Origin of the sequence: Streptomyces sp. NPDC091377 (genome assembly GCF_044757045.1) — a bacterium.
Taxonomy (GTDB): domain Bacteria; phylum Actinomycetota; class Actinomycetes; order Streptomycetales; family Streptomycetaceae; genus Streptomyces.
The window spans coordinates 162,023-183,886 of the sequence record NZ_JBIVUE010000001.1 but is presented as its reverse complement, the minus strand read 5'-3'; the positions used below and the strand labels follow the sequence as shown (position 1 = coordinate 183,886).

The 21,864-nt window shown below is 69.3% G+C and carries 24 protein-coding genes; 11 read left to right on the top strand and 13 right to left on the bottom strand.

What is annotated here, in order from left to right; translation table 11 throughout:
• Positions 1-11: 11 nt before the first annotated feature.
• From nuoK to ACIQNG_RS00860, 11 genes are read right to left on the bottom strand one after another with little or no spacing between them, the layout of a single operon-like run.
• Positions 12-311 carry an NADH-quinone oxidoreductase subunit NuoK gene (gene nuoK, locus ACIQNG_RS00910; protein ID WP_401482040.1) on the bottom strand — a complete coding sequence of 100 codons (300 nt, stop codon included), beginning with the start codon at positions 309-311 and terminating at the stop codon, positions 12-14.
• Positions 308-1,150 (bottom strand): NADH-quinone oxidoreductase subunit J, encoded by an 843-nt coding sequence (locus ACIQNG_RS00905; protein ID WP_401436523.1) that lies wholly within the window; start codon positions 1,148-1,150, stop codon positions 308-310. The genes nuoK and ACIQNG_RS00905 overlap by 4 nt, the downstream gene beginning before the upstream one ends.
• Positions 1,147-1,749, bottom strand: coding sequence for an NADH-quinone oxidoreductase subunit NuoI (gene nuoI / locus ACIQNG_RS00900; protein WP_401436521.1), 603 nt, complete (start codon positions 1,747-1,749; stop codon positions 1,147-1,149). Before nuoI ends, ACIQNG_RS00905 begins: the two co-directional genes overlap by 4 nt.
• The gene (nuoH, locus tag ACIQNG_RS00895) at positions 1,742-3,106 is read right to left on the bottom strand and encodes an NADH-quinone oxidoreductase subunit NuoH (protein ID WP_401482038.1); all 1,365 of its coding nucleotides are present in this window, start codon (positions 3,104-3,106) and stop codon (positions 1,742-1,744) included. The genes nuoI and nuoH overlap by 8 nt, the downstream gene beginning before the upstream one ends.
• Positions 3,103-5,607 (bottom strand): NADH-quinone oxidoreductase subunit G, encoded by a 2,505-nt coding sequence (locus tag ACIQNG_RS00890; RefSeq protein WP_401482036.1) that lies wholly within the window; start codon positions 5,605-5,607, stop codon positions 3,103-3,105. The genes nuoH and ACIQNG_RS00890 overlap by 4 nt, the downstream gene beginning before the upstream one ends.
• On the bottom strand, positions 5,604-6,950 hold the full coding sequence (gene nuoF, locus ACIQNG_RS00885; RefSeq protein ID WP_401436512.1) for an NADH-quinone oxidoreductase subunit NuoF: 1,347 nt from the start codon (positions 6,948-6,950) through the stop codon (positions 5,604-5,606). Before nuoF ends, ACIQNG_RS00890 begins: the two co-directional genes overlap by 4 nt.
• Positions 6,950-7,843, bottom strand: a complete 894-nt coding sequence (gene nuoE, locus ACIQNG_RS00880; protein ID WP_401482034.1) for an NADH-quinone oxidoreductase subunit NuoE — start codon at positions 7,841-7,843, stop codon at positions 6,950-6,952. Before nuoE ends, nuoF begins: the two co-directional genes overlap by 1 nt.
• Complete coding sequence (locus ACIQNG_RS00875; RefSeq protein ID WP_401436508.1) at positions 7,840-9,162, bottom strand: NADH-quinone oxidoreductase subunit D; 1,323 nt, start codon at positions 9,160-9,162, stop codon at positions 7,840-7,842. Before ACIQNG_RS00875 ends, nuoE begins: the two co-directional genes overlap by 4 nt.
• The gene (locus tag ACIQNG_RS00870) at positions 9,159-9,914 is read right to left on the bottom strand and encodes an NADH-quinone oxidoreductase subunit C (protein ID WP_401436506.1); all 756 of its coding nucleotides are present in this window, start codon (positions 9,912-9,914) and stop codon (positions 9,159-9,161) included. The genes ACIQNG_RS00875 and ACIQNG_RS00870 overlap by 4 nt, the downstream gene beginning before the upstream one ends.
• On the bottom strand, positions 9,911-10,465 hold the full coding sequence (locus tag ACIQNG_RS00865) for a NuoB/complex I 20 kDa subunit family protein (RefSeq protein WP_401436503.1): 555 nt from the start codon (positions 10,463-10,465) through the stop codon (positions 9,911-9,913). The genes ACIQNG_RS00870 and ACIQNG_RS00865 overlap by 4 nt, the downstream gene beginning before the upstream one ends.
• Before the next feature lie 13 nt (positions 10,466-10,478).
• On the bottom strand, positions 10,479-10,838 hold the full coding sequence (locus ACIQNG_RS00860; protein WP_007383963.1) for an NADH-quinone oxidoreductase subunit A: 360 nt from the start codon (positions 10,836-10,838) through the stop codon (positions 10,479-10,481).
• A gap of 822 nt (positions 10,839-11,660) precedes the next feature.
• Between ACIQNG_RS00860 and ACIQNG_RS00855 the strand changes: the two genes are divergently transcribed.
• The 9 genes from ACIQNG_RS00855 to ACIQNG_RS00815 all read left to right on the top strand — a co-directional run bounded on the left by ACIQNG_RS00855 (position 11,661) and on the right by ACIQNG_RS00815 (position 18,057).
• Positions 11,661-12,521: a C40 family peptidase gene (locus ACIQNG_RS00855; RefSeq protein WP_401436501.1), complete on the top strand. Its 861-nt coding sequence runs from the start codon at positions 11,661-11,663 to the stop codon at positions 12,519-12,521.
• 183 nt (positions 12,522-12,704) lie between these two features.
• A complete protein-coding gene (locus ACIQNG_RS00850) occupies positions 12,705-13,088 on the top strand; it encodes a hypothetical protein (protein ID WP_401482031.1) in 384 nt (127 codons plus the stop codon).
• Positions 13,089-13,155: 67 nt separating this feature from the next.
• Positions 13,156-13,419, top strand: coding sequence for a hypothetical protein (locus tag ACIQNG_RS00845; protein WP_401482029.1), 264 nt, complete (start codon positions 13,156-13,158; stop codon positions 13,417-13,419).
• Positions 13,416-13,673: a hypothetical protein gene (locus ACIQNG_RS00840; RefSeq protein WP_401482027.1), complete on the top strand. Its 258-nt coding sequence runs from the start codon at positions 13,416-13,418 to the stop codon at positions 13,671-13,673. Before ACIQNG_RS00845 ends, ACIQNG_RS00840 begins: the two co-directional genes overlap by 4 nt.
• A gap of 148 nt (positions 13,674-13,821) precedes the next feature.
• Complete coding sequence (locus ACIQNG_RS00835; RefSeq protein WP_401438337.1) at positions 13,822-15,051, top strand: helix-turn-helix domain-containing protein; 1,230 nt, start codon at positions 13,822-13,824, stop codon at positions 15,049-15,051.
• A gap of 56 nt (positions 15,052-15,107) precedes the next feature.
• Positions 15,108-15,545: a hypothetical protein gene (locus ACIQNG_RS00830; RefSeq protein ID WP_401482025.1), complete on the top strand. Its 438-nt coding sequence runs from the start codon at positions 15,108-15,110 to the stop codon at positions 15,543-15,545.
• A 328-nt stretch (positions 15,546-15,873) separates the two neighbouring features.
• Entirely contained in the window at positions 15,874-16,335 is a 462-nt protein-coding gene (locus ACIQNG_RS00825) for a glycine-rich domain-containing protein (protein ID WP_401438341.1), read from the top strand.
• Between the two features lie 90 nt (positions 16,336-16,425).
• The gene (locus ACIQNG_RS00820) at positions 16,426-17,235 is read left to right on the top strand and encodes a phosphotransferase family protein (protein WP_401482023.1); all 810 of its coding nucleotides are present in this window, start codon (positions 16,426-16,428) and stop codon (positions 17,233-17,235) included.
• An 87-nt stretch (positions 17,236-17,322) separates the two neighbouring features.
• Positions 17,323-18,057, top strand: a complete 735-nt coding sequence (locus ACIQNG_RS00815) for a hypothetical protein (RefSeq protein WP_401482021.1) — start codon at positions 17,323-17,325, stop codon at positions 18,055-18,057.
• Positions 18,058-18,550: 493 nt separating this feature from the next.
• Here the strand turns inward: ACIQNG_RS00815 and ACIQNG_RS00810 are convergent, their stop codons facing one another.
• A complete protein-coding gene (locus ACIQNG_RS00810; RefSeq protein ID WP_401482019.1) occupies positions 18,551-19,840 on the bottom strand; it encodes a geranylgeranyl reductase family protein in 1,290 nt (429 codons plus the stop codon).
• Between the two features lie 98 nt (positions 19,841-19,938).
• Here ACIQNG_RS00810 and ACIQNG_RS00805 point away from each other — a divergent pair, with 98 nt between their 5' ends.
• Together ACIQNG_RS00805 and ACIQNG_RS00800 are read left to right on the top strand one after the other, a co-directional pair.
• On the top strand, positions 19,939-20,448 hold the full coding sequence (locus ACIQNG_RS00805) for a GNAT family N-acetyltransferase (RefSeq protein ID WP_401438351.1): 510 nt from the start codon (positions 19,939-19,941) through the stop codon (positions 20,446-20,448).
• Between the two features lie 106 nt (positions 20,449-20,554).
• Positions 20,555-20,893, top strand: a complete 339-nt coding sequence (locus ACIQNG_RS00800) for a PASTA domain-containing protein (protein ID WP_401482017.1) — start codon at positions 20,555-20,557, stop codon at positions 20,891-20,893.
• 192 nt (positions 20,894-21,085) lie between these two features.
• On the opposite strand, the gene ACIQNG_RS00795 is transcribed toward ACIQNG_RS00800, so the two are convergent.
• Positions 21,086-21,784, bottom strand: coding sequence for a demethylmenaquinone methyltransferase (locus ACIQNG_RS00795; RefSeq protein WP_401438357.1), 699 nt, complete (start codon positions 21,782-21,784; stop codon positions 21,086-21,088).
• Between the last annotated feature and the right edge of the window lie 80 nt (positions 21,785-21,864).

Genomic DNA, 21,864 nt, shown 5'->3' with positions numbered 1-21,864 from the left:
CTTCCGACCCCTTACAGCTTCATCAGGCTGGCGTCGTCGACCGAGGCCGAGTGGCGGGCGCGGAACAGGGACACGATGATCGCGAGTCCGACCACGACCTCGGCAGCGGCGACGACCATCGTGAAGAAGGCGATGATCTGTCCGTCGAGATTGCCGTGCATCCTGGAGAAGGCGACGAAGGCGAGGTTGCAGGCGTTCAGCATCAGCTCGATGCACATGAACAGCACGATCGCGTTCCGCCTGATGAGCACGCCGCTCGCGCCGATCGTGAACAGCAGGGCCGCGAGATACAGATAGTTGACCGGGTTCACTTCGACGCCTCCTCGGTCCGCTTGAAGTGCGGGGGCTCGATCTCGTCCCGCTCCAGGCGTTCCTCGGAGCGCTGCTCCAGCGCCTTGAGGTCGCTGATGGCCTCCGCGGACACATCACGGATCTGGCCGCGCTCGCGCAGCGTCCGGTTGACCGTGAGTTCGGACGGGGTGCCGTCGGGCAGCAGGCCCGCGATGTCCACGGCGTTGTGCCGCGCGTACACCCCGGGCGCGGGCAGCGGCGGCAGGTGCTTGCCCTCGCGGACCCGCTGCTCGGCCAGTTCGCGCTGGGACTTGGCGGGCTCGGTGCGCTCGCGGTGGGTGAGCACCATGGCGCCGACGGCGGCCGTGATCAGCAGGGCGCCGGTGATCTCGAACGCGAACACGTACCGCGTGAAAAGGAGGGCCGCGAGGCCCTCCACATTGCCGTTGGCGTTCGCCTGGGCGAGGCCGGTGAACTCCGTGACGGAGGCGTTGCCGATGCCCCCGATCAGCAGGACGCCGAAGCCGAGACCGCACAGCAGGGCCAGCCAGCGCTGCCCCTTGAGGGTCTCCTTCAGGGAGTCGGCCGCGGTGACGCCGACCAGCATCACCACGAACAGGAACAGCATCATGATCGCGCCGGTGTAGACGATGATCTGCACCACGCCGAGGAAGTAGGCCCCGTTGGCGAGGTAGAACACCGCCAGGATGATCATGGTGCCGGCCAGGCACAGCGCGCTGTGCACGGCCTTCCGCATCAGGACGGTGCACAGGGCGCCGATCACCGCGACGGTGCCCAGGATCCAGAACTGCACGGCCTCGCCGGTGGAGGTGGAGTAGGCGGCGAGCTGCGCGCTCATACGTCCACCCCCTGGTCTTCCGGCTTCTCGCCCCGGGAGACGGCCGGCTGCTGGACCGTGCCGGGCGCGGCCTCGGTCACCAGGCCCCGGTAGTAGTCCTGTTCGTCCATGCCGGGGAAGATCGCGTGCGGCGAGTCGACCATGCCCTCCTCCAGACCGGCGAGGAGCTGCTCCTTGGTGTAGATGAGGTTGGCGCGGCTGGAGTCCGCCAGCTCGAACTCGTTGGTCATCGTCAGCGCGCGCGTGGGGCACGCCTCGATGCACAGGCCGCACAGGATGCAGCGGGCGTAGTTGATCTGGTACACCCGCCCGTACCGCTCGCCCGGGGAGTAGCGCTCCTCCTCGGTGTTGTCCGCGCCCTCCACGTAGATGGCGTCGGCGGGACAGGCCCAGGCGCACAGCTCGCAGCCGACGCACTTCTCCAGACCGTCCGGATGGCGGTTGAGCTGGTGCCGTCCGTGGAAGCGGGGAGCGGTGGTCTTCTGCTGCTCCGGGTACTGCTCGGTCAGCCGCTTCTTGAACATGGCCTTGAAGGTCACGCCGAAGCCGGCCACGGGGTTCTGGAAACCGGGTGTGGTGTCCTTGGGCTCCTCAGCCATCGGACGCCTCCTTTCCATCCGTCGGTCCGTCACTGTGAGTATCGGGGGCACCACTGACAATCAGCTCCCGCTCGCGGCGCGGACTGCGCCGGGGCGCCGGTGGCAGCTCCTGTCCGGGCAGCGGCGGCACGGGGAAGCCACCGGCCATCGGGTCGAACCCGGGCGTCCGGTCCGGCGGTTCGGGAGCGGCCCGGCCGCGGTCGCGGAAGATGTCCACGACGAACGAGAGCAGCAGCAGGGCGAGGACGGCACCGCCGACGTACAGGGCGATCTCGCTGAAGTCGATGTTCTCGTTGCGCAGGGTCCGCACGGTCGCGGCGAGCATCAGCCAGACCAGCGAGATCGGGATGAGCACCTTCCAGCCGAGCTTCATCAGCTGGTCGTAGCGGACCCGGGGCAGGGTGCCGCGCAGCCAGATGAAGAAGAACAGCAGCAGTTGCACCTTGACGACGAACCAGAGCATCGGCCACCAGCCGTGGTTCGCGCCCTCCCAGAAGGTGGAGATCGGCCAGGGGGCCCGCCAGCCGCCCAGGAAGAGCGTCACGGACACCGCCGACACCGTCACCATGTTCACGTACTCGGCGAGCATGAACATCGCGAACTTGATGGACGAGTACTCGGTGTTGAAGCCGCCGACCAGGTCGCCCTCGGACTCCGGCATGTCGAACGGGGCGCGGTTGGTCTCCCCGACCATGGTGACGATGTAGATGATGAAGGAGACCGGCAGCAGGATCACGTACCAGCGGTCCGCCTGCGCCTCGACGATCGCCGAGGTCGACATCGATCCCGAGTAGAGGAAGACGGAGGCGAACGCGGCGCCCATGGCGATCTCGTAGGAGATCATCTGCGCGCAGGAGCGCAGGCCGCCGAGCAGCGGGTAGGTGGAGCCGGAGCTCCAGCCCGCGAGGACGATGCCGTAGATGCCGACGGAGGCGACCGCGAGGATGTAGAGCATCGCGATCGGCAGGTCGGTGAGCTGCATCGTGGTGCGCTGGCCGAAGATCGAGACCTCGTTGCCGGCCGGGCCGAAGGGGATCACCGCGATCGCCATGAAGGCCGGGATGGCGGCGACGATCGGCGCGAGGACGTAGACCACCTTGTCCGCGCGCTTGACGACGACGTCCTCCTTCAGCATCAGCTTGATGCCGTCGGCGAGCGACTGGAGCATGCCCCAGGGGCCGTGCCGGTTGGGGCCGATGCGCCGCTGCATCCAGGCGACGACCTTGCGTTCCCAGACGATCGAGAACAGCACGGTCACCATGAGGAAGGCGAAGCAGAACACGGCCTTGACGGCGACCAGCCACCACGGGTCGCGGCCGAACATGGAGAGATCTTCAGCGGCGAGGTACAAGCTCATGCCTCCACCTCCTTGAGGGTCTCGTCGGCGGGGGCCGCCGGGCCGATGCGGACGAGGGAGCCGGGCCGGGCGCCGGTGTCGGAGGCGACTCCGCCGCCGGTGGAGTTCAGCGGGAGCCAGACCACCCGGTCGGGCATCTCGGTGATCTTCAGCGGCAGTTCGACGGTCCCGGCGGGGCCGGTCACCACCAGCGGGTCGCCGTCCGCGACGCCCGCCTCGGCGGCGGTGGCCGCGGACACGCGCGCGAGGGCGGCGTGTCGCGTCCCGGCGAGCGCGGTGTCGCCCTGCTGGAGGACGCCCTGGTCGAGCAGGAGCCGGTGGCCCGCGAGGACGGCCTCACCGGCGGCGGGCCGCGGCAGGGGTACGGCGCTCTCCCGCGGCTCTCCCGCGCGCGGACCGTCCCAGGGGCCGAGCCGGTCGATCTCGGTGCGCGCGGTGCGCAGATCGGGCAGGGCGAGGTGGATGTCCATGGCGTCGGCGAGCATCTGGAGGGCGCGCGTGTCGGTGGGCGCGGGCTGCCGGGTCATCTGGTCGGGCTTGAGGGCGGCCTCGAAGAACCGCACCCGGCCCTCCCAGTTGAGGAAGGCACCCGCCTTCTCGGCGACCGCGGCGACCGGCAGGACGACGTCGGCGCGGCGGGAGACCTCGCTGGGCCGCAGTTCCAGCGACACCAGGAAGCCGACCGCGTCGAGCGCCTCCCGCGCGCGGGCCGGGTCGGGCAGATCGGCCACCTCCACGCCCGCGACGAGCAGCGCCTGGAGTTCACCGGAGGCGGCGCCCTCCACGATCTGGCCGGTGTCACGGCCGTAGCGGGTCGGGAGTTCGGCCACGCCCCACAGGGCCGCGACCTCCTCCCGCGCGCGCGGGTCGGTGGCGGGGCGCCCGCCCGGCAGCAGCGACGGCAGCGCGCCGGCCTCGATCGCCGACCGCTCCCCGGCGCGCCGCGGGATCCACACCAGCCGGGCCCCGGTCGCGGTCGCGGCCCGTACGGCTGCGGTCAGCCCGCCCGCCACGGCCGCCAGCCGCTCTCCTACGACGATGACGGCGCCCTCGCCGCGCAGCGCCTCCGCGGCCCGCGCGCCGGGCTCCTCCAGGCCGACGCCGCCCGCGAGCGCGTCCAGCCATTCGGTCTCGGTGCCGGGAGCGGCCGGCAGCAGGATGCCGCCCGCCTTCTCCAGGCCGCGGGTGACATGGGTGGCCAGTGAGTAGACCCGCTGGCCGTGCTTGCGCCACGCCTTGCGCAGCCGCAGGAAGACGCCGGGCGCCTCCTCCTCCGACTCGAACCCGGCGAGCAGCACGGCCGGGGCCTTCTCCAGCGCGGCGTAGGTGACGCCGGTGCCGTCGAGGTCGTGGCCGCGGCCCGCGATCCGGGCGGCGAGGAAGTCGGCCTCCTCGGCGCTGTGCACGCGCGCGCGGAAGTCGATGTCGTTGGTGTCGAGCGCCACGCGCGCGAACTTGCTGTAGGCGTAGGCGTCCTCGACGGTGAGCCGGCCGCCGGTGAGGACACCGGTACGGCCCCGGGAGGCGAGCAGTCCCTGGGCGGCGATCTGGAGGGCCTCCGGCCAGGAGGCGGGTTCCAGTTCGCCGTCGGCGTTGCGCACCAGCGGGGTGCGCAGCCGGTCGGGCTGCTGCGCGTAGCGGAACCCGAAGCGGCCCTTGTCGCAGACCCACTCCTCGTTGACCTCGGGGTCCTCGGCGGCGAGCCGTCGCATGACCTTGCCGCGGCGGTGGTCGGTGCGGGTGGCGCAGCCGCCGGAGCAGTGTTCGCACACGCTCGGCGAGGAGACCAGGTCGAAGGGGCGGGAGCGGAACCGGTAGGCGGCCGAGGTGAGCGCGCCGACGGGGCAGATCTGGATGGTGTTGCCGGAGAAGTACGACTCGAAGGGGTCGCCCTCGCCGGTGCCGACCTGCTGGAGCGCGCCGCGTTCGAGGAGTTCGATCATGGGGTCGCCGGCGACCTGGTTGGAGAAGCGGGTGCAGCGGGCGCACAGGACGCACCGCTCGCGGTCCAGCAGCACCTGGGTGGAGATGGGGACCGGCTTCTCGAAGGTCCGCTTCTTGCCGTCGAAGCGGGAGTCGGACTGGCCGTGCGACATGGCCTGGTTCTGGAGCGGGCACTCGCCGCCCTTGTCGCAGACCGGGCAGTCCAGCGGGTGGTTGATGAGCAGCAGCTCCATCACACCCTTCTGGGCCTTCTCGGCGACCTGCGAGGTCAGCTGGGTGCGTACCACCATCCCGTCGGTGCAGGTGATGGTGCAGGACGCCATGGGCTTGCGCTGTCCCTCGACCTCGACGATGCACTGGCGGCAGGCGCCGGCGGGGTCGAGGAGGGGGTGGTCGCAGAACCGGGGGATCTCGATGCCGAGGCGTTCGGCGGCGCGGATGACCAGGGTGCCCTTGGGCACGCTGATCTCGACGCCGTCGATCGTCAGCGTGACGAGGTCCTCCGGCGGGACCGCCGCCTCTCCCCCTCCGGTGGGGGCGCTGGTGGTCACGGTCATGCGTTCACCTCCGGGCGGTCCGCCCAGGCTGTCGACTTGGCCGGGTCGAAGGGGCAGCCCCGGCCCGTGATGTGCTGCTCGTACTCCTCGCGGAAGTACTGCAGGGACGAGAAGATCGGCGCGGCGGCGCCGTCACCGAGGGCGCAGAAGGACTTGCCGTTGATGTTGTCGGCGATGTCGTTCAGCTTGTCGAGGTCGGACATCAGGCCCTTGCCCGCCTCGATGTCGCGGAGCAACTGGACGAGCCAGTAGGTGCCTTCGCGGCAGGGGGTGCATTTGCCGCAGGACTCGTGGGCGTAGAACTCGGTCCAGCGGGTGACGGCGCGGACCACGCAGGTCGTCTCGTCGAAGCACTGGAGCGCCTTGGTGCCGAGCATGGAGCCGGCGGCGCCGACGCCCTCGTAGTCGAGCGGGACGTCGAGGTGTTCGTCGGTGAACATCGGGGTGGAGGAGCCGCCCGGGGTCCAGAACTTCAGCCGGTGGCCGGGGCGCATGCCGCCGCCCATCTCCAGGAGCTGGCGCAGGGTGATGCCGAGGGGGGCCTCGTACTGGCCGGGGCTGGCGACATGGCCGCTGAGGGAGTAGAGCGTGAAGCCCGCGGACTTCTCGCTCCCCATCGACCTGAACCATTCCTTGCCGTTGTTGAGGATGGCGGGAACCGAGGCGATGGACTCGACGTTGTTCACCACAGTGGGGCACGCATAGAGGCCCGCGACCGCAGGGAAGGGGGGACGCAGCCGTGGTTGGCCGCGACGGCCTTCGAGGGAGTCCAGCAGCGCGGTCTCCTCACCGCAGATGTACGCGCCCGCGCCCGCGTGCACGGTGATGTCCAGATCGAGTCCGCTGCCGAGGACGTTCTCGCCGAGGTAGCCCGCCGCGTACGCCTCGGCGACCGCCGAGTGCAGCCGCCGCAGTACGGGGACGACCTCACCCCGCAGATAGATGAAGGCGTGCGACGACCTGATGGCGTAACACGCGATGATCATGCCCTCGATGAGGCTGTGCGGGTTCGCGAAGAGGAGCGGGATGTCCTTGCAGGTCCCCGGCTCCGATTCGTCGGCGTTGACAACAAGATAGTGCGGCTTTCCGTCGCCCTGCGGGATGAACTGCCACTTCATCCCGGTCGGGAACCCGGCTCCGCCGCGTCCGCGCAGACCGGAGTCCTTGACGTAGGCGATCAGGTCGTCCGGTGCCATGGCGAGGGCCTTGCGGAGCCCCTCGTAGCCCTGGTGGCGCCGGTAGACGTCCAGCGTCCAGGACTCGTCCTCGTCCCAGAAGGCGGACAGCACGGGCGCGAGCAGTTTCTCGGGGCCGGTGTCTTTCAGCTCGGGTGCCAAGGTCATCACTCCCCCTCCTCGGCGACAGGCCCCGCCGGGTGGGCGGGATCCGATGCCGATGTGTCCTGCGGCGCGTCGTGTGAGCTGGGGTGCTCGGTGGGCGCCTGCCCGGGGCGGTCCCGCGGCTCGTCCTGTGGCGCGGTGTCCCGCGACGGGTCCTGCGGTGCGCCGTCGCGCGGGTGGACGACCCGTGCGGGCGTGGCCTCGCCCTTGGCCAGGCGCAGTCCCACCAGGGAGGCGGGGCCCGCGCTGCCGCCCGCGGCGGTGGCGCCGGCGCGCTCGTCGGGGAAGCCGGCCAGGATCCGGGCGGTCTCCTTGAAGGTGCACAGCGAGGCCCCGCGGGTGGGCAGCACCTCGCGGCCGGCGCGCAGGTCGTCGACGAGGCGCTTGGCGCTCTGCACGGTCTGGTTGTCGAAGAACTCCCAGTTGACCATCACGACCGGTGCGAAGTCGCAGGCCGCGTTGCACTCGATGTGCTCCAGGGTGACCTTGCCGTCGCCGGTGGTCTCGCTGTTGCCGACGCCGAGGTGTTCCTGGAGCGCCTCGAAGATGGCGTCGCCGCCCATGACCGCGCACAGCGTGTTGGTGCACACGCCGACCTGGTAGTCGCCGCTGGGGCGGCGCCGGTACATGGTGTAGAAGGTGGCGACCGCGGTGACCTCGGCCGTGGTCAGCTCCAGCACGTCCGCGCAGAACTGCATTCCGGTGCGCGTGACGTGCCCTTCCTCCGACTGCACGAGGTGCAGCAGCGGCAGCAGGGCGGAGCGGGAGTCGGGGTAGCGCGCGATGACCTCGCGCGCGTCGCGCTCCAGCCGGGCCCGGACGTCGTCCGGGTAGGCGGGCGCGGGCAGTTCCGGCATGCCCAGGCTGACGCCCCGCTCCGAAGAAGAGGTGGTCACCGGTCGACGCCTCCCATCACGGGGTCAATGGACGCGACGGCGACGATGACATCGGCGACCTGGCCGCCCTCGCACATCGCCGCCATGGCCTGCAGATTGGTGAAGGACGGGTCGCGGAAGTGGACCCGGAAGGGGCGGGTGCCGCCGTCGGAGACGGCGTGGACGCCCAGCTCGCCCTTGGGGGACTCGACCGCCGCGTAGGTCTGTCCCGGCGGGACGCGGAAGCCTTCGGTGACGAGCTTGAAGTGGTGGATCAGGGCCTCCATGGAGGTGCCCATGATCGTCTTGATGTGGTCAAGCGAGTTGCCGAGTCCGTCGGGGCCGAGGGCCAGCTGGGCGGGCCAGGCGATCTTCTTGTCCCCGACCATGACCGGGCCGGGCTCCAGCCGGTCCAGGCACTGCTCGACGATCCTGAGCGACTGGCGCATCTCTTCCAGGCGGATGAGGAAGCGGCCGTAGGAGTCGCAGGTGTCGGCGGTGGGGACGTCGAAGTCGTAGGTCTCGTAGCCGCAGTAGGGCTGCGCCTTGCGCAGGTCGTGCGGGAGGCCGGTGGAGCGCAGGATCGGGCCGGTGGCGCCGAGTGCCATGCAGCCGGTGAGGTCGAGATGGCCGACGTTCTGCATCCGGGCCTTGAAGATGGGGTTCCCGGTGGCGAGCTTGTCGTACTCGGGGAGGTTCTTGCGCATCTTCTTGACGAACTCGCGGATGTGGTCGACCGCGCCGGGCGGCAGGTCCTGGGCGAGTCCGCCGGGGCGGATGTAGGCGTGGTTCATCCGCAGGCCGGTGATCAGCTCGTAGATGTCGAGGATCATCTCCCGGTCGCGGAACCCGTAGATCATGATCGTGGTCGCGCCCAGTTCCATGCCGCCGGTGGCGATGCACACCAGGTGGGAGGAGAGCCGGTTCAGCTCCATCAGGAGCACCCGGATGATCGTGGCGCGGTCGGGGATCTCGTTCTCGATGCCGAGGAGCTTCTCGACGGCGAGGCAGTAGGCGGTCTCGTTGAAGAACGAGGTGAGGTAGTCCATGCGCGTGACGAAGGTGGTGCCCTGCGTCCACGTGCGGTATTCGAGGTTCTTCTCGATGCCGGTGTGCAGATAGCCGATGCCGCAGCGGGCCTCGGTGACGGTCTCGCCCTCGATCTCCAGGATCAGGCGGAGCACTCCGTGGGTGGAGGGGTGCTGGGGGCCCATGTTGACGACGATGCGTTCGTCGTCGGCGCGGGCGGCGGACTGGACGACCTCGTCCCAGTCGCCGCCGGTGACCGTGTAGACGGTTCCTTCGGTGGTCTCGCGCGGAGTGGCGTGCTGTGTGCTCATGAGTACGACCTCCGCTGGTCCGGAGCCGGGATCTGGGCGCCCTTGTACTCGACGGGGATACCGCCGAGGGGATAGTCCTTGCGCTGCGGGTGGCCCTGCCAGTCGTCCGGCATCATGATCCGGGTCAGGGCCGGGTGGCCGTCGAAGACGATGCCGAAGAAGTCGTACGTCTCGCGCTCGTGCCAGTCGTTGGTCGGGTAGACGGGGACGAGCGACGGGATGTGCGGGTCGCTGTCGGGGGCGGTGACTTCGAGGCGGATCAGCCGGTTGTGGGTGATCGAGCGCAGGTGGTACACGGCATGCAGTTCGCGGCCCTTGTCGCCCGGGTAGTGCACACCGCTGACGCCGGTGCACAGTTCGAAGCGCAGGGCGGGGTCGTCGCGCAGGGTGCGGGCGACGCGGACGAGGTGCTCGCGTTCGATGTGGAAGGTGATCTCGTCCCGGTCGACGACGGTCTTCTCGACCGCGTTCTCCGGGAGCAGGCCCTGTTCCTCCAGGGCGCCCTCCAGTTCGTCGGCGACCTCGTCGAACCAGCCGCCGTAGGGGCGGTTGGCCGGGCCCGGGAGCCGGACGGAGCGGACCAGACCGGCGTACCCGGAGGTGTCGCCGCCGTTGTTCGCGCCGAACATGCCGCGCTGGACGCGGATCTCCTCGCCGCCGTCGCCGCGCCGGCCGGGGAGGTTGGCGCCGCCGAGGTCCTGCTCGGGGTTCACCCCGTTCGACGCTCCGTCGGCGCCGTTGGCGTCGCTCATCGCAGCAGCCCCTTCATCTCGATCGTGGGCAGGGCCTTCAGCGCCGCTTCCTCCGCCTCACGGGCCGCCTCCTCGGCGTTCACACCGAGCTTGGAGGTCTGGATCTTCTGGTGGAGCTTGAGGATCGCGTCCAGCAGCATCTCGGGGCGCGGCGGGCAGCCGGGGAGGTAGATGTCGACCGGGACGACATGGTCGACGCCCTGGACGATCGCGTAGTTGTTGAACATGCCGCCGGACGACGCGCAGACCCCCATGGAGATCACCCACTTCGGGTCGGGCATCTGGTCGTAGACCTGCCGCAGCACCGGCGCCATCTTCTGGCTGACCCGGCCGGCCACGATCATCAGGTCCGCCTGGCGCGGTGAGCCGCGGAAGACCTCCATGCCGAAGCGCGCCAGGTCGTAGCGGCCGGCGCCGGTGGTCATCATCTCGATGGCGCAGCACGCGAGGCCGAAGGTGGCCGGGAAGACGGACGACTTGCGCACCCAGCCCGCGGCCTGCTCGACGGTGGTCAGCAGAAAGCCGCTCGGCAGCTTTTCTTCGAGTCCCATGACTAAAGGCCCCTCAGTCCCATTCCAGGCCGCCGCGCCGCCACACGTAGGCGTAGGCGACGAAGACGGTGAGCACGAAGAGCAGCATCTCCACGAGCCCGAACACACCCAGGGCGTCGAAGGTGACGGCCCACGGGTAGAGGAAGACGATCTCGATGTCGAAGACGATGAAGAGCATCGCCGTCAGGTAGTACTTGATGGGGAAGCGCCCGCCGCCGGCCGGCGTGGGGGTCGGCTCGATTCCGCACTCGTAGGCTTCGAGCTTGGCGCGGTTGTACCGCTTCGGACCGATCAGCGTGGCCATGACCACGGAGAAGATCGCAAAGCCTGCCCCGAGGGCTCCCAGTACGAGGATGGGCGCATAGGCGTTCACCGCTCCTCGCTCCTCTCAGTCGGCACTGACTGCTGGCGGTGGTGCATGGGCTCGTTGCGCCCCACCCGTCCCACGAATTCCTCCGAGTCCCTCATCGAAGATCGAGAACATGTGAAGCAGGTCACAAGCCCAACTGCTCCGCATCTTATGCCCGCCGCTCTGTGATCTGCGACACGGGGTATTGCACAAGCTTTGTGATCTCCACCACCTGACGAAGGATCATGAAGTCGGATGAGCGGTGATCTTCACACTGGAAGCATCCGAGCGATCACCAATCGCGACATCTTCGCTCGTCAGGGCAGCTCAGAGGGTGCGTCTCAATATCAAGAGAGTTCTTCTGCATGCAAATTGGCGTGGCACGGCGGTGCTTGATAGTGGAGTCCGTTCACACCTCGGGGTGAGGGGGTACGAGGTGTGGACGCGCGGATGATGTGTGCACGCGTTCACGAGCGCCGCCGCCCCGGAGCGGATCGGGAACGGTCGCGACGGGAGACGCCGTCGGGGTCGTGACGGAGGCGCGTCGAACGGTCACGGAGGGTGCCGTACGGGGCCGCTCGGGAAAAGCAGTTAAGGACGCAGCACACCCGGTAACCGTTCCGTGACCTCGGCCACATTGATGAGAGGCGTCTGAGAACGGGGCTTGGCCATCCTTCGCAACCGGTGGTAGGTGCGGGGCAATTCGGACGTAACCATGAAAGGCCGTGATCACAGGCGTATTACGGCGCGTCCACAATGTCCGTTACGGCGTCAATAAAGAGTGACACGCCTGGGATTCGGGACGCCGATTGAACAACTGTGGCGCAGGCCACGTTTCTTGAAGGTATGGAGGAGCCCCTGGTACCGCTTAGTCCCATGTCCCACACCGCTCAGATACGCAGCCACCGGAAGCCCCGGCCCCGCAGCGCCTCGTCGCTCGCGATGCGCGCCGGCGTTGCCGGTGGCATCCTCAGCACGGTGGCCGTCGGCGGCGCCTCGGCCTCGGCGAGTGCCGCCGAGCCGGTGACGCAGACCCTCGAACTGCCCACCCTGACGGCCGACCTGGCCACCCAGGTCGCCGCGTCCGCGGAGGCCACCCAGCTGGCCGCCGCCAACTACGAGCTGCGGGCCGAGCGTGACGCCGCCGCGGCCGACGCCGCCAAGGAGGCCAAGTCCGACCTCAAGGAGGCGAAGAAGAAGGCCGAGGCCAGGAAGAAGGCCGAGGAGGCCCGTAAGGAGGCCGCGGAGCGCGCCGCGCGCGACGCCGAGCGCCCCGTCCTCGCCACCGCCTCCGCCTCGTCCTCGTCGTCCTCCGCGGGCGGCACGCAGTCGGACGCCCCCGCGCCCGCGAGCGGCAGTGTCGGCACCGTCATCAGCTTCCTCAAGGCACAGCTGGGCGACGCCTACGTCATGGGCGCCACCGGCCCCAACGCGTGGGACTGCTCCAGCCTCGTGCAGGCCGCGTTCAAGCAGGTCGGCGTGGACCTCCCCCGGGTCTCGCAGGACCAGTCCACGGTCGGCACCGAGGTGGGCACCTCCAACCTCCAGGTCGGTGACATCCTCTACTGGGGCGGCAAGGGCTCGGCGTACCACACGGGTGTGTACATCGGGAACGGCCAGTACCTGGACGCGGCCAACCCCTCCAAGGGCGTCGTCATCCAGGACCTCTCCGGCTACCCGGCGTCGGGCGCGGTGCGCGTGCTCTGACGCGCGGGCGTCCCGAAGCGCCGTACGAAGGAAGGCCGTTGCCGCCCCGGGCAGCGGCCTTCTTCCATGGGCACGCGCCCACGCCGGGGCGCACCCCGGCGCGGAATTCTGCTGTGATGGACGGGTCCGGATCCCCGGCCGCCGCAGTTCATCGAGGCGTACACCAAGGGCGAGGACGATCTCGTGCGCCAGATCGAAGAGGCCGACGCCGAGGTGAAGCTGCTACGACAGCGGCTCTCGGAGTTCCGGGACCAGGCCATCACGGGCGCGCTCTCCGCTGAGAGCCTCGTCGCCGTCGAGGCGGGGCTGCTGCCGAAAATCGCTCACGCGGAGCAGCAGGCACGGTCGCTGAAGGCGCCCTCAGTCGTTCGCGACATCGTGGGGGCGACCCCCAGGGAGGTTGCCGACGCATGGGCTCAGCTGGAGCTGTCGCAGCAGCGCCTGATCGCTGAGACTTTGCTCGACGTGCGCCTCAAGCGGGTGCCCCGTGGGCCCGAGCGCCCGGCCAGTGAGCACGTCTCCGTCGCCCCGAAACGGCTCCTCCGGACAGGTCCGTCCACTGCGTGACCTGAGTCACCAGCACCAAGAGCTCTCCTCGCCGTACGCAGCTCACTTCACAAGAGGAGAACAACCCATGACCGACGCCAACCGGCGCACCATCCGGACCGTCGTGCAGACCGTGCTCGCCCTCGCCACCGGCCTGCCTCTGATCATCAATGCGGCCGCCATCCCGAAGGCCGCCGCCGGCGTCGGCCTCGCGCTCGCCGTCGCAGGCTGCATCACGCGTGTGATGGCACTGCCGGTCGTCGAGAACCTGCTGCCGACATGGTTGCGCGCCGCGCCGAACGGCGATGACGAGCTGCTCGCTCTCGACCGGAAGAACGGGGGCAGCGCGTGACCACACCCGAGCCGCCGCCCGACTCAGCAGCAGTCGCTCTTGAACGGCTGCGCGCCACAGTCGAGGTGGGGTTCGCCCGGCTCGACGGCGCGCTCGCCCTGCTCGTTCAGCGGAGCAACCAGACCGAGGCGCGTCTCGACGATCTCGAAAACCGCGTCGACGAACTCGAAGACCGGCGGTGGCCGCTGCCGAGCATCGGCGCCCTGGTCGGCCTCGTCGGCCTCATGCTCGCTGCACTCGCCCAACTCAGATGACGAAGCACGCCACCACATGGAGCAACGCCCCCGGTACGGCCGCACAGGCCGTACCGGGGGCTGCTGTCGTTCTACCGCTGGGGAAGAACGCTCGCCGCGCCTCATGGGTACCGTTCTTGAGAGAGCCCGAACGGATGGAGCCCCGCGCATGCTGGAAGAAGCCGAGGAGATCGGCCGCCGTGTTCGCCGCGCGCGCTTGCGCCTGGGCATGCCACAGGCGGACCTCGCCGCCGCCCTGGGGAAGTCTCAGGGGTGGGTGTCCAAGATGGAACGCGGACAAATCGAGATCGACCGTGTTGGCCTGCTCAACGCCCTCGCGGCTGAGCTGCACGTTCATCCCAACGACCTGATCGGGCGCCCTTACACCAGCAGCCCGGCTGACAATCAGTGGCAGGTCGCCGCCGCGTCCATCTTGCGTGAACTACGCCGCTACGACCTCACGCCGGTATTCGAGGGCACCCCCCGGCAGTCCAGCGAACTGTGGCGCGACATGACCAGGCTGCACCGCCTACGAGACGCCGCCGCCAACGTGGCCATCCTGCGGGTGCTGCCGGACCTGCTACGTGAGGCGCGTGCGCTCGCCGAGGTTTCCAACGGCCACGAACGCGAAGAGGCGTACGCGATCTACGCCGTCGCCTGCAAGTTCACCCACACGGCAGCCCACGCCCTCGGACACGCCGAGCTGATCACCATGGCCGCCGAGCGTGCAGCATGGTCTGCTCGCCTGTCCGGTGACCCCGTCATGCCCGCACTCGCCGACTGGATGCGCGTTTGGGACATGTGGGCCACCGCCGATTGGGACGACTCCCTGTCACTGTCCGACAAGGCTCTCGGCGACATCCAGGACGACTACGACCGCGGCGACCCTCTCGCCGTCCGCATGTGGGGATCTCTGCACCTGCGCGCCGCAGTATCGGCCGCCCGCGCGGGCCGGCCGGCGGAGTCCGAGGACCGCATCGCGCACGCCCGCGCCGCCGCCGAACGGATGACGAGCCACCAGGGACCGCCGGTCTACGACCGGCATTCAGTGACGTTCTCACCGGGCAACGTGCAGATTCACGCGATCAGCGTTGCGCTGGAATACGGCGACCAGACCCGAGCGCTCGCGATAAACCGGCGTACGGGTCCCGAACTGGTCGCCGCCCTGCCCAACTCCAGGCAGGGGCACCATCACATGGACCTCGCCCGAGCCTGGCTGTGGGACGGAAACCGCGACAAGGCGCTCGCCGAGCTAGAGACCGCCGAGCGTATCGCCCCACAACTGGTGCGCAACCATCCCATGGCCCGTTCGACGCTGCGGAGCGTCGTCTACGCCGAGCGCTCCGCGACGCGCGAGAAGCTTCGCCGCATGTCGGACCGGTTCCACCTCGACGGATGAGGGTCGTATTCCTCTGATTCATATTGGGCCCCTGGCGCACTCTTAGCGTCAGGGGCATGACTCGACGAGGAACCCCCCATCTCCCTTCGCAGGGCGGCGAGTTAGGGACCGCCGCACCGTTCTATCCCCGACTCGGTGACCTCGCTCGGGACACCACCAAGGGCGAGATCGGTGTCGTCGTGGCTCTGCCCGGCGACGGCAGACGGACTTACGGCCTGGTGCCGCCCGGAGGCGGCGACGAGTGGTCCGCGCCCTACGACGGAACAACCCTGCGCCCTGTCCCCGCTCAGGTCACACACATCACGCCACAGAAGCGAGACGTGATGTACGACCAGCGCGCCGAGCAGGGCGGCCTACCTGTCACCGTCCACTACGAGGACGGCGGGATCAGCGAATCCCTGCTCGTGCTCGACCCCGCGCAGTTGGAGCTGTACGCCTACCAGGTTGGGCGCATCCTCGAACTGCGCGACGCGGCGCGCGGGGGCAAGCTGTGAGCGCCCGCCACGCGTCCGCCGATTACGGCGCCCCTCCGATCCCGTCGGGTTCTTCCTCAGCCTGCTCTGGGCCATAGGCACGACCACGGGTTTCACCTGTCTCGGGATGCTCGTGGGCACTGGCCTCGACAGCCCGCGAGCCAACGGCCCGGCGCTGACCATCCCCGACGCCGCCCCCGAAGCGGCATAAGGCCCCCCGCCCGCCCGGATGCTTCCTGCTCCCCCTGGGCGGGCGGGGACTCCACCGCGGCCGAGGCCGCCAACCGGGTCCCGCCGCGGTGCGCACCACCACGTCCGAAGCACCACCCAACACAAGGAGGCACGGACCGTGACCACCGCACAGAAGCGCACTGCGACCGACGCGCGGACGCTGATCAGCACGGAACTGCGCGAGACCCTGGTCGACAACATGCGCGCCAAGTTCCCGCAGCTGACCGAGGAGAAGGCCGACCGCGGCGTCGGGCAGATGCTCGCCTTCCTCGTTGCGTGCGACTACAGCGAGAGGCCGCTCAGCCCCTCGCCCCTCGTGGACGACTTCTGGCACGCCTTCCTGCTCCACACCAAGGCGTACCGGGAATTCTGCGAAGAGAAGTTCGGCCGATTCCTGGACCACCAGCCCGGATACCTCGACCCGGAGGAGCACGGGGGCGGCAAGGCCCTCCGTGCCCGGACGGTCGACGCGATCACACTCGCCGGGTACGAGATCGACATGGAGTTCTGGCCCGAGCTGGACCTCGCCGAGTGCTCGCAGTGCCACGCGAACTGCTCGGACAGTCCGTTCCGTCCCTGACGGTTCCCCCGCCGGCCTCCGGTCTGTGCCACGCTGTGGCCAGGCCGGGGGCCGGCCCCCTTTTGTTCAACCAACGCAGGGAGACCGGCGGTGGACCGCATCGAATGGCACGACCTACCAGCTGCAACCCGGGCCGCCGTCGAACACCACACGGGCCCGGTCAAGGAGGCCGCGACCGCACCGCACGGCGTCATGTCTCGACTCGCCTGCACCGTCGACACACGAGCGGGCCGAATGTTCGTCAAGGGCACCCGCCGTGACGACCCACAGGCTTGGGTGTACCGACACGAGGCACAAGTCACCCGGAACGCGCCTCGCGCGCCCCACGTTCTCTGGGACGTCGACGCCGGCAGGTGGCTGCTGTACGGGTACGAGTACGTCGAGGGACGTTACCCGGACTTGACACCGAGGTCCGACGATCTCGCCCCCCTCGTGCGGACGCTCACCATCGTGTCCGAGGTTCCATGGCCTGAGGCGCTGCTCAAGAAACCGCTTCACACGCGGTGGGCCGATTTCCTTCCCGAGAATGTTCCAGCGGGGCTGCAAGGTCGAGGGCTCGCTCACACCGACATGTCGCCGCACAACATGCTGGTAACCCCCGGCGGCAAGCTGCTGCTACTTGACTGGGCCCTAGCCTGCCCCGCCCCAGCGTGGGCAGACACCGCGTTGATCATCCCGCGGCTCATCTCCGCCGGACACACTGCGGAGCAGGCCGAAGCAATCGCCCGGCAGGTTCCCGCGTACAGCGCCGCCGCCCCTGCCACAGTCACCACGTTCGCGCGCACCGTCTTCCGCGCGTGGGAAGACTGGGAACGGACTCGACCACTGCCGCACCGTGCCGCCCTCACCGCCGCCTCCCGAGAGTGGGCTGCCCATCGCGAGAGTGTGCCGTTTCCATAAACGGCCGTTCAGGGGTGCACCGGACGGTTCTGTGCCAGATCGGAAACTGTGGTACGCACGGGACACCACGTGCGGGACGATGTGCGTATGACCGTAGATGTAGATATCGCAGAGTTCAACAGGCTGGCAGTGCCTGGCCTGGAGGCTCTGACCAAGCTGCTGGTCGGCGGTGCCGCCGACCATGCTCCCGCCCCCGAGGACTGTCGACCCTTTCAGGTCGGCTGGGGGTTGGTGGCCGCCCTGCACCGGCAGGCCGCCGCAGTGGTCACTCTGCACAGCAAGGGACTTGGCCACGAAGCGGCTCCCAACCGGCGCCTGATGGTCGAGTACGTCGCTCACCTCCAGTGGCTCGTCAGGGACGGCGAAGACGCCGTGGACTCCATGAACAAGGCGCACCAGTTCAAGCACGCCGGCCTGCGCCAGGCTGCGGACGACGGCGGGTACAAGTACGACTCGGAGGCTGCCGACGCTGTGCGGAACGCGGTGATCCCAAGCAACCCGGCCCATCAGTACTCGCAGATGAACGCTCTCACCAAGAGCCTCGGCGGCGAACTGTTCGCGTCGTACATCGGGGAAACCCAGCTCTCGCACGCCACCGTCACGGCGGCCGGGTGCTTCTACCGGGAGTCGGACGACACCATCGAGCTGTTCCTCACCCCGACGTACGGCATCGACGGCGACCCCATGGAGGCGTCGCCGTACATTGCCTTCTACCTCCTGTTCTTCGGCATGATCGCATTCAATGACCTGATGGTCGACTCGCCCTGGACGAACGGCCTCAAGGCCATCGGTGACGCGGCGGGCCTTGCCGGAGCGATCTGACCTGAAAGGCGGGGCAGACGACGGCCCCGGTCCCTCAGAGGGGGGCCGGGGCCGCCTCACGCTTTGCTCCCGCGTGCGCGGTCGCTGAACTTATCGCCCGAGGAATGACCTGATCAGCAGCCGGAGGACTCGAACCGCGCGTGGGGCTTTCCTCTCGTTCGGATGCAGCATTGCAAGAACGCTAACGAAGACGATCAGTGCGAGCACTACGAGAACAACAACGTCACCAAGCCAGGTGGACATGGACAGAGCTCCCCGTAGAGAAGATGTCCCGCCACCTACGGCTCGCCCGCCGATCCGGCTTCGTAGTGCTGGGAAGTTACGGCTTCAGGCACCTGGGTTCATGATCATGCTAGGGCTCGGACGCGACCCCGTACTGCGCAGTCGCAGCTTGGCTTACCCACATCTCGAATCGGCTAACCGGTCATGGCCTACGGCGCGAACGGAGTCGCACAGTAGGCCACAACTGACCCAAGCCATCCGGCTTGAATGATCACGAACGCGGAGCTACCTTGCTCAAGCCGTTGATGACGCGGTCCATCGCGTCGCCGCCCGTCGGGTCGGTGAGGTTGGCGAGGAGCTTGAGGGTGAACCTCATCAGCACCGGGTGGGTGAGACCGCGTTCCGCGGCGAGCTTCATGACCTTCGGGTTGCCGATGAGCTTCACGAAGGCGCGGCCGAGGGTGTAATAGCCGCCGTAGGTGTCCTTCAGGACGCGCGGGTAGCGCTGGAGGGCGATCTCGCGCTGGGCCGGGGTCGCCCGGGCGAATGCCTGTACGACGATGTCGGCGGCGATCTGGCCGGACTCCATGGCGTAGGCGATGCCCTCGCCGTTGAAGGGGTTCACCAGGCCGCCGGCGTCGCCGACCAGCAGCAGGCCCCGGGTGTAGTGCGGCTGGCGGTTGAAGGCCATCGGCAGGGCCGCGCCGCGGATCGGGCCGGTCATGTTCTCCGGGGTGTAGCCCCACTCCTGCGGCATTGACGCGCACCACGCCTTGAGGATCTCGCGCCAGTCCAGCTCCTTGAAGGAGGAGGAGGTGTTCAGGACGCCGAGGCCCACGTTGGACGTGCCGTCGCCCATGCCGAAGATCCAGCCGTACCCGGGCAGCAGCCGGTCCTCGGCGCCCCGGCGGTCCCACAGCTCCAGCCAGGACTCCAGGTAGTCGTCGTCGTGGCGGGGCGAGGTGAAGTACGTCCGTACCGCCACGCCCATCGGGCGGTCCTCCCGGCGGTGCAGGCCCATCGCCAGGGAGAGCCGGGTGGAGTTGCCGTCGGCGGCGACGACCAGCGGCGCGTGGAAGGCGACCTCGCGTTTGTCGCCGGCCTCGCCCAGCTTGGCCCGCACCCCGGTGATCCGGCCCGTGCGGTCGTCCACGATCGGCTCGCCCACGTTGCAGCGCTCGTACAGCCGCGCGCCCGCCTTCTGGGCCTGCCGGGCGAGCTGCTCGTCGAAGTCGTCCCGTTTGCGGACGAGCCCGAAGTTCGGGTACGACGCCAGGTCCGGCCAGTCCAGTTGGAGGCGGGAGCCGCCGCCGATGATGCGCAGCCCCTTGTTGCGCAGCCAGCCCGCCTCCTCGGAGATGTCGACGCCCATGGCGACGAGCTGTTTCACGGCGCGCGGGGTGAGGCCGTCACCGCACACCTTCTCGCGCGGGAACGCGGTCTTCTCCAGCAGCAGTACGTCGAGCCCGGCACGGGCCAGGTGGTACGCGGTGGTGGAGCCGGCCGGCCCCGCGCCCACGACGATCACATCCGCGGTGTTGTCCGACAGAGGCTCGGTCACGACGGGATCTCCCCAAAGCTCGAAATCTGCGTGCCGACCGGCACTGGACACGGGCAGTCTATTCAGCACAATTGATCAACCGGCCGAAGGGATGCCCAGTGAAGCAAGCTCCGCCCGTGGTACGGCTGCGTGTCCCCACCGACGAGGACGCGCTGGCCTGGCACCGGGTCTTCGACGACCCGGACGTGATGGAGTTCCACGGCGGCCGGTCCGCCGAACTGTCCGTCTACGAGGAGCTGACCGCCCGCCAGCGCCGCCACGACGCCGAGCACGGCTTCTGCCTGTGGACCGTGCTGGACGAGCAGGACCGGGTCCTCGGTTTCACCGGCGCCCAGCCCTGGCCCGCCGACTGGGGCCCCAGCGGCGAGATAGAGATCGGCTGGCGGCTCGGCCGCGAGCACTGGGGCAAGGGGTATGTCACCGCCGCCGCCCGGACGACCCTGGAGCGGGTGCGGGCCACCGGCACCCCGGGCGTGGTCGCCATGGTCAACGCGCGCAACACCCGCTCGATCGCCGTGACCCAGCGGCTCGGCATGCGCCTCGCGGAGACCTTCACGACCCCGACGACCCACCAGGAAGGCCACTGCTACCGGCTCGACCTCCGCTGAGCCGTCGCGATGACCGACAGTGATCGTCGGCTACGGAACGACACTTGACGCTTCCGGACAGCACCCCCGTGCGGTTACCCTGCCAGTACCGCTGGGGGTGACATCTGTGCGCATAACACCCAGGACATCCGAAGTCCGTGTCCCGAAGTTCGTCGGTCTGATGGCCGTGGACGCCCGCGAGACGGCCGCAGGGCGGGGTGTACAGCTCGCCACGCCCGACCGGCCCGACTTCCACCGCACCATCGTGGACTACGTCGTACGGCAGTATCCGCCGCCCGGTGCCGAGGTGCCGCGCGGCGCCGTGGTCACCGTCTGGTTCGACCTCGGGGAGGGCGAGGGCGGAGGCGGCGCGGGGGTGCGGGAGCCCCGGGTGCCGGCACCGCCGGGCGGCGGCATGGAACGGGAGCTGGACGCCCCGGGGGACGCGTTCGAGCCGACACACTGAGCGGTGGACGCGCCCGACGCCGGGAGCGGGGCCACGACGCCGAGAGCGAGGCCCGATGCCGGAAGCGGGGCCCGACGACACCGGAAACGGGCCCAACGCCGGGAGCGGGGCCGACGCCCGGGCGAAGGCCGGGCAGACACCGGGGCGAGTGTCGGACACCGGGGCGCGCGCCCGGCGCCGCGGTGGAGTGGCTCACTCCGTCGGCTTGAACCCCCGGTGCAGGGCCACCACCCCGCCCGTCAGATTGCGCCAGGCCACCTTCGACCAGCCCGCCGCCCGCAGCCGCTCGGCCAGCGCGGGCTGGTCGGGCCAGGCCCGGATCGACTCGGCGAGATAGACGTAGGCGTCCGGATTGGAGCACACCGTGCGGGCCAGCGGCGGCAGGGCCCGCATCAGGTACTCGGTGTAGACGGTCCGGAACGGCGCCCACGTCGGCTGCGAGAACTCGGAGATCACCACCCGCCCGCCGGGCCGGGTCACCCGGAACATCTCGCGCAGCGCGGCGTCCGTGTCCTGCACATTGCGCAGCCCGAAAGAGATCGTCACCGCGTCGAAGACATCGTCCTTGAACGGCAGCCGGGTCGCGTCCCCCGCCGTGAACGGCATCCACGAGTGCCGCTCCTTGCCGACCTGGAGCATGCCCAGGGAGAAGTCGCAGGGCACGACGTAGGCGCCCGCGCGCGTGAACGGCAGGGACGAGGTCGCCGTACCGGCCGCCAGGTCCAGCACCTTCTGCGCGGGCCGGGCGTCGACCGCCCTCGCCACCTCCTTGCGCCACACCCGGTCCTGACCGAGCGAGAGCACATCGTTCGTCAGGTCGTACCGTTCCGCCACGTCGTCGAACATCGAGGCGACTTCGTGCGGCTGCTTGTTCAGGGAGGCGCGGGTCACCCGGCCATTCTTGCAAATCGGCGTTCGCCTCCCTCATCGGCTCCGCCGACGTACCTTGTCCCCCATCCGGGAAGATCCGG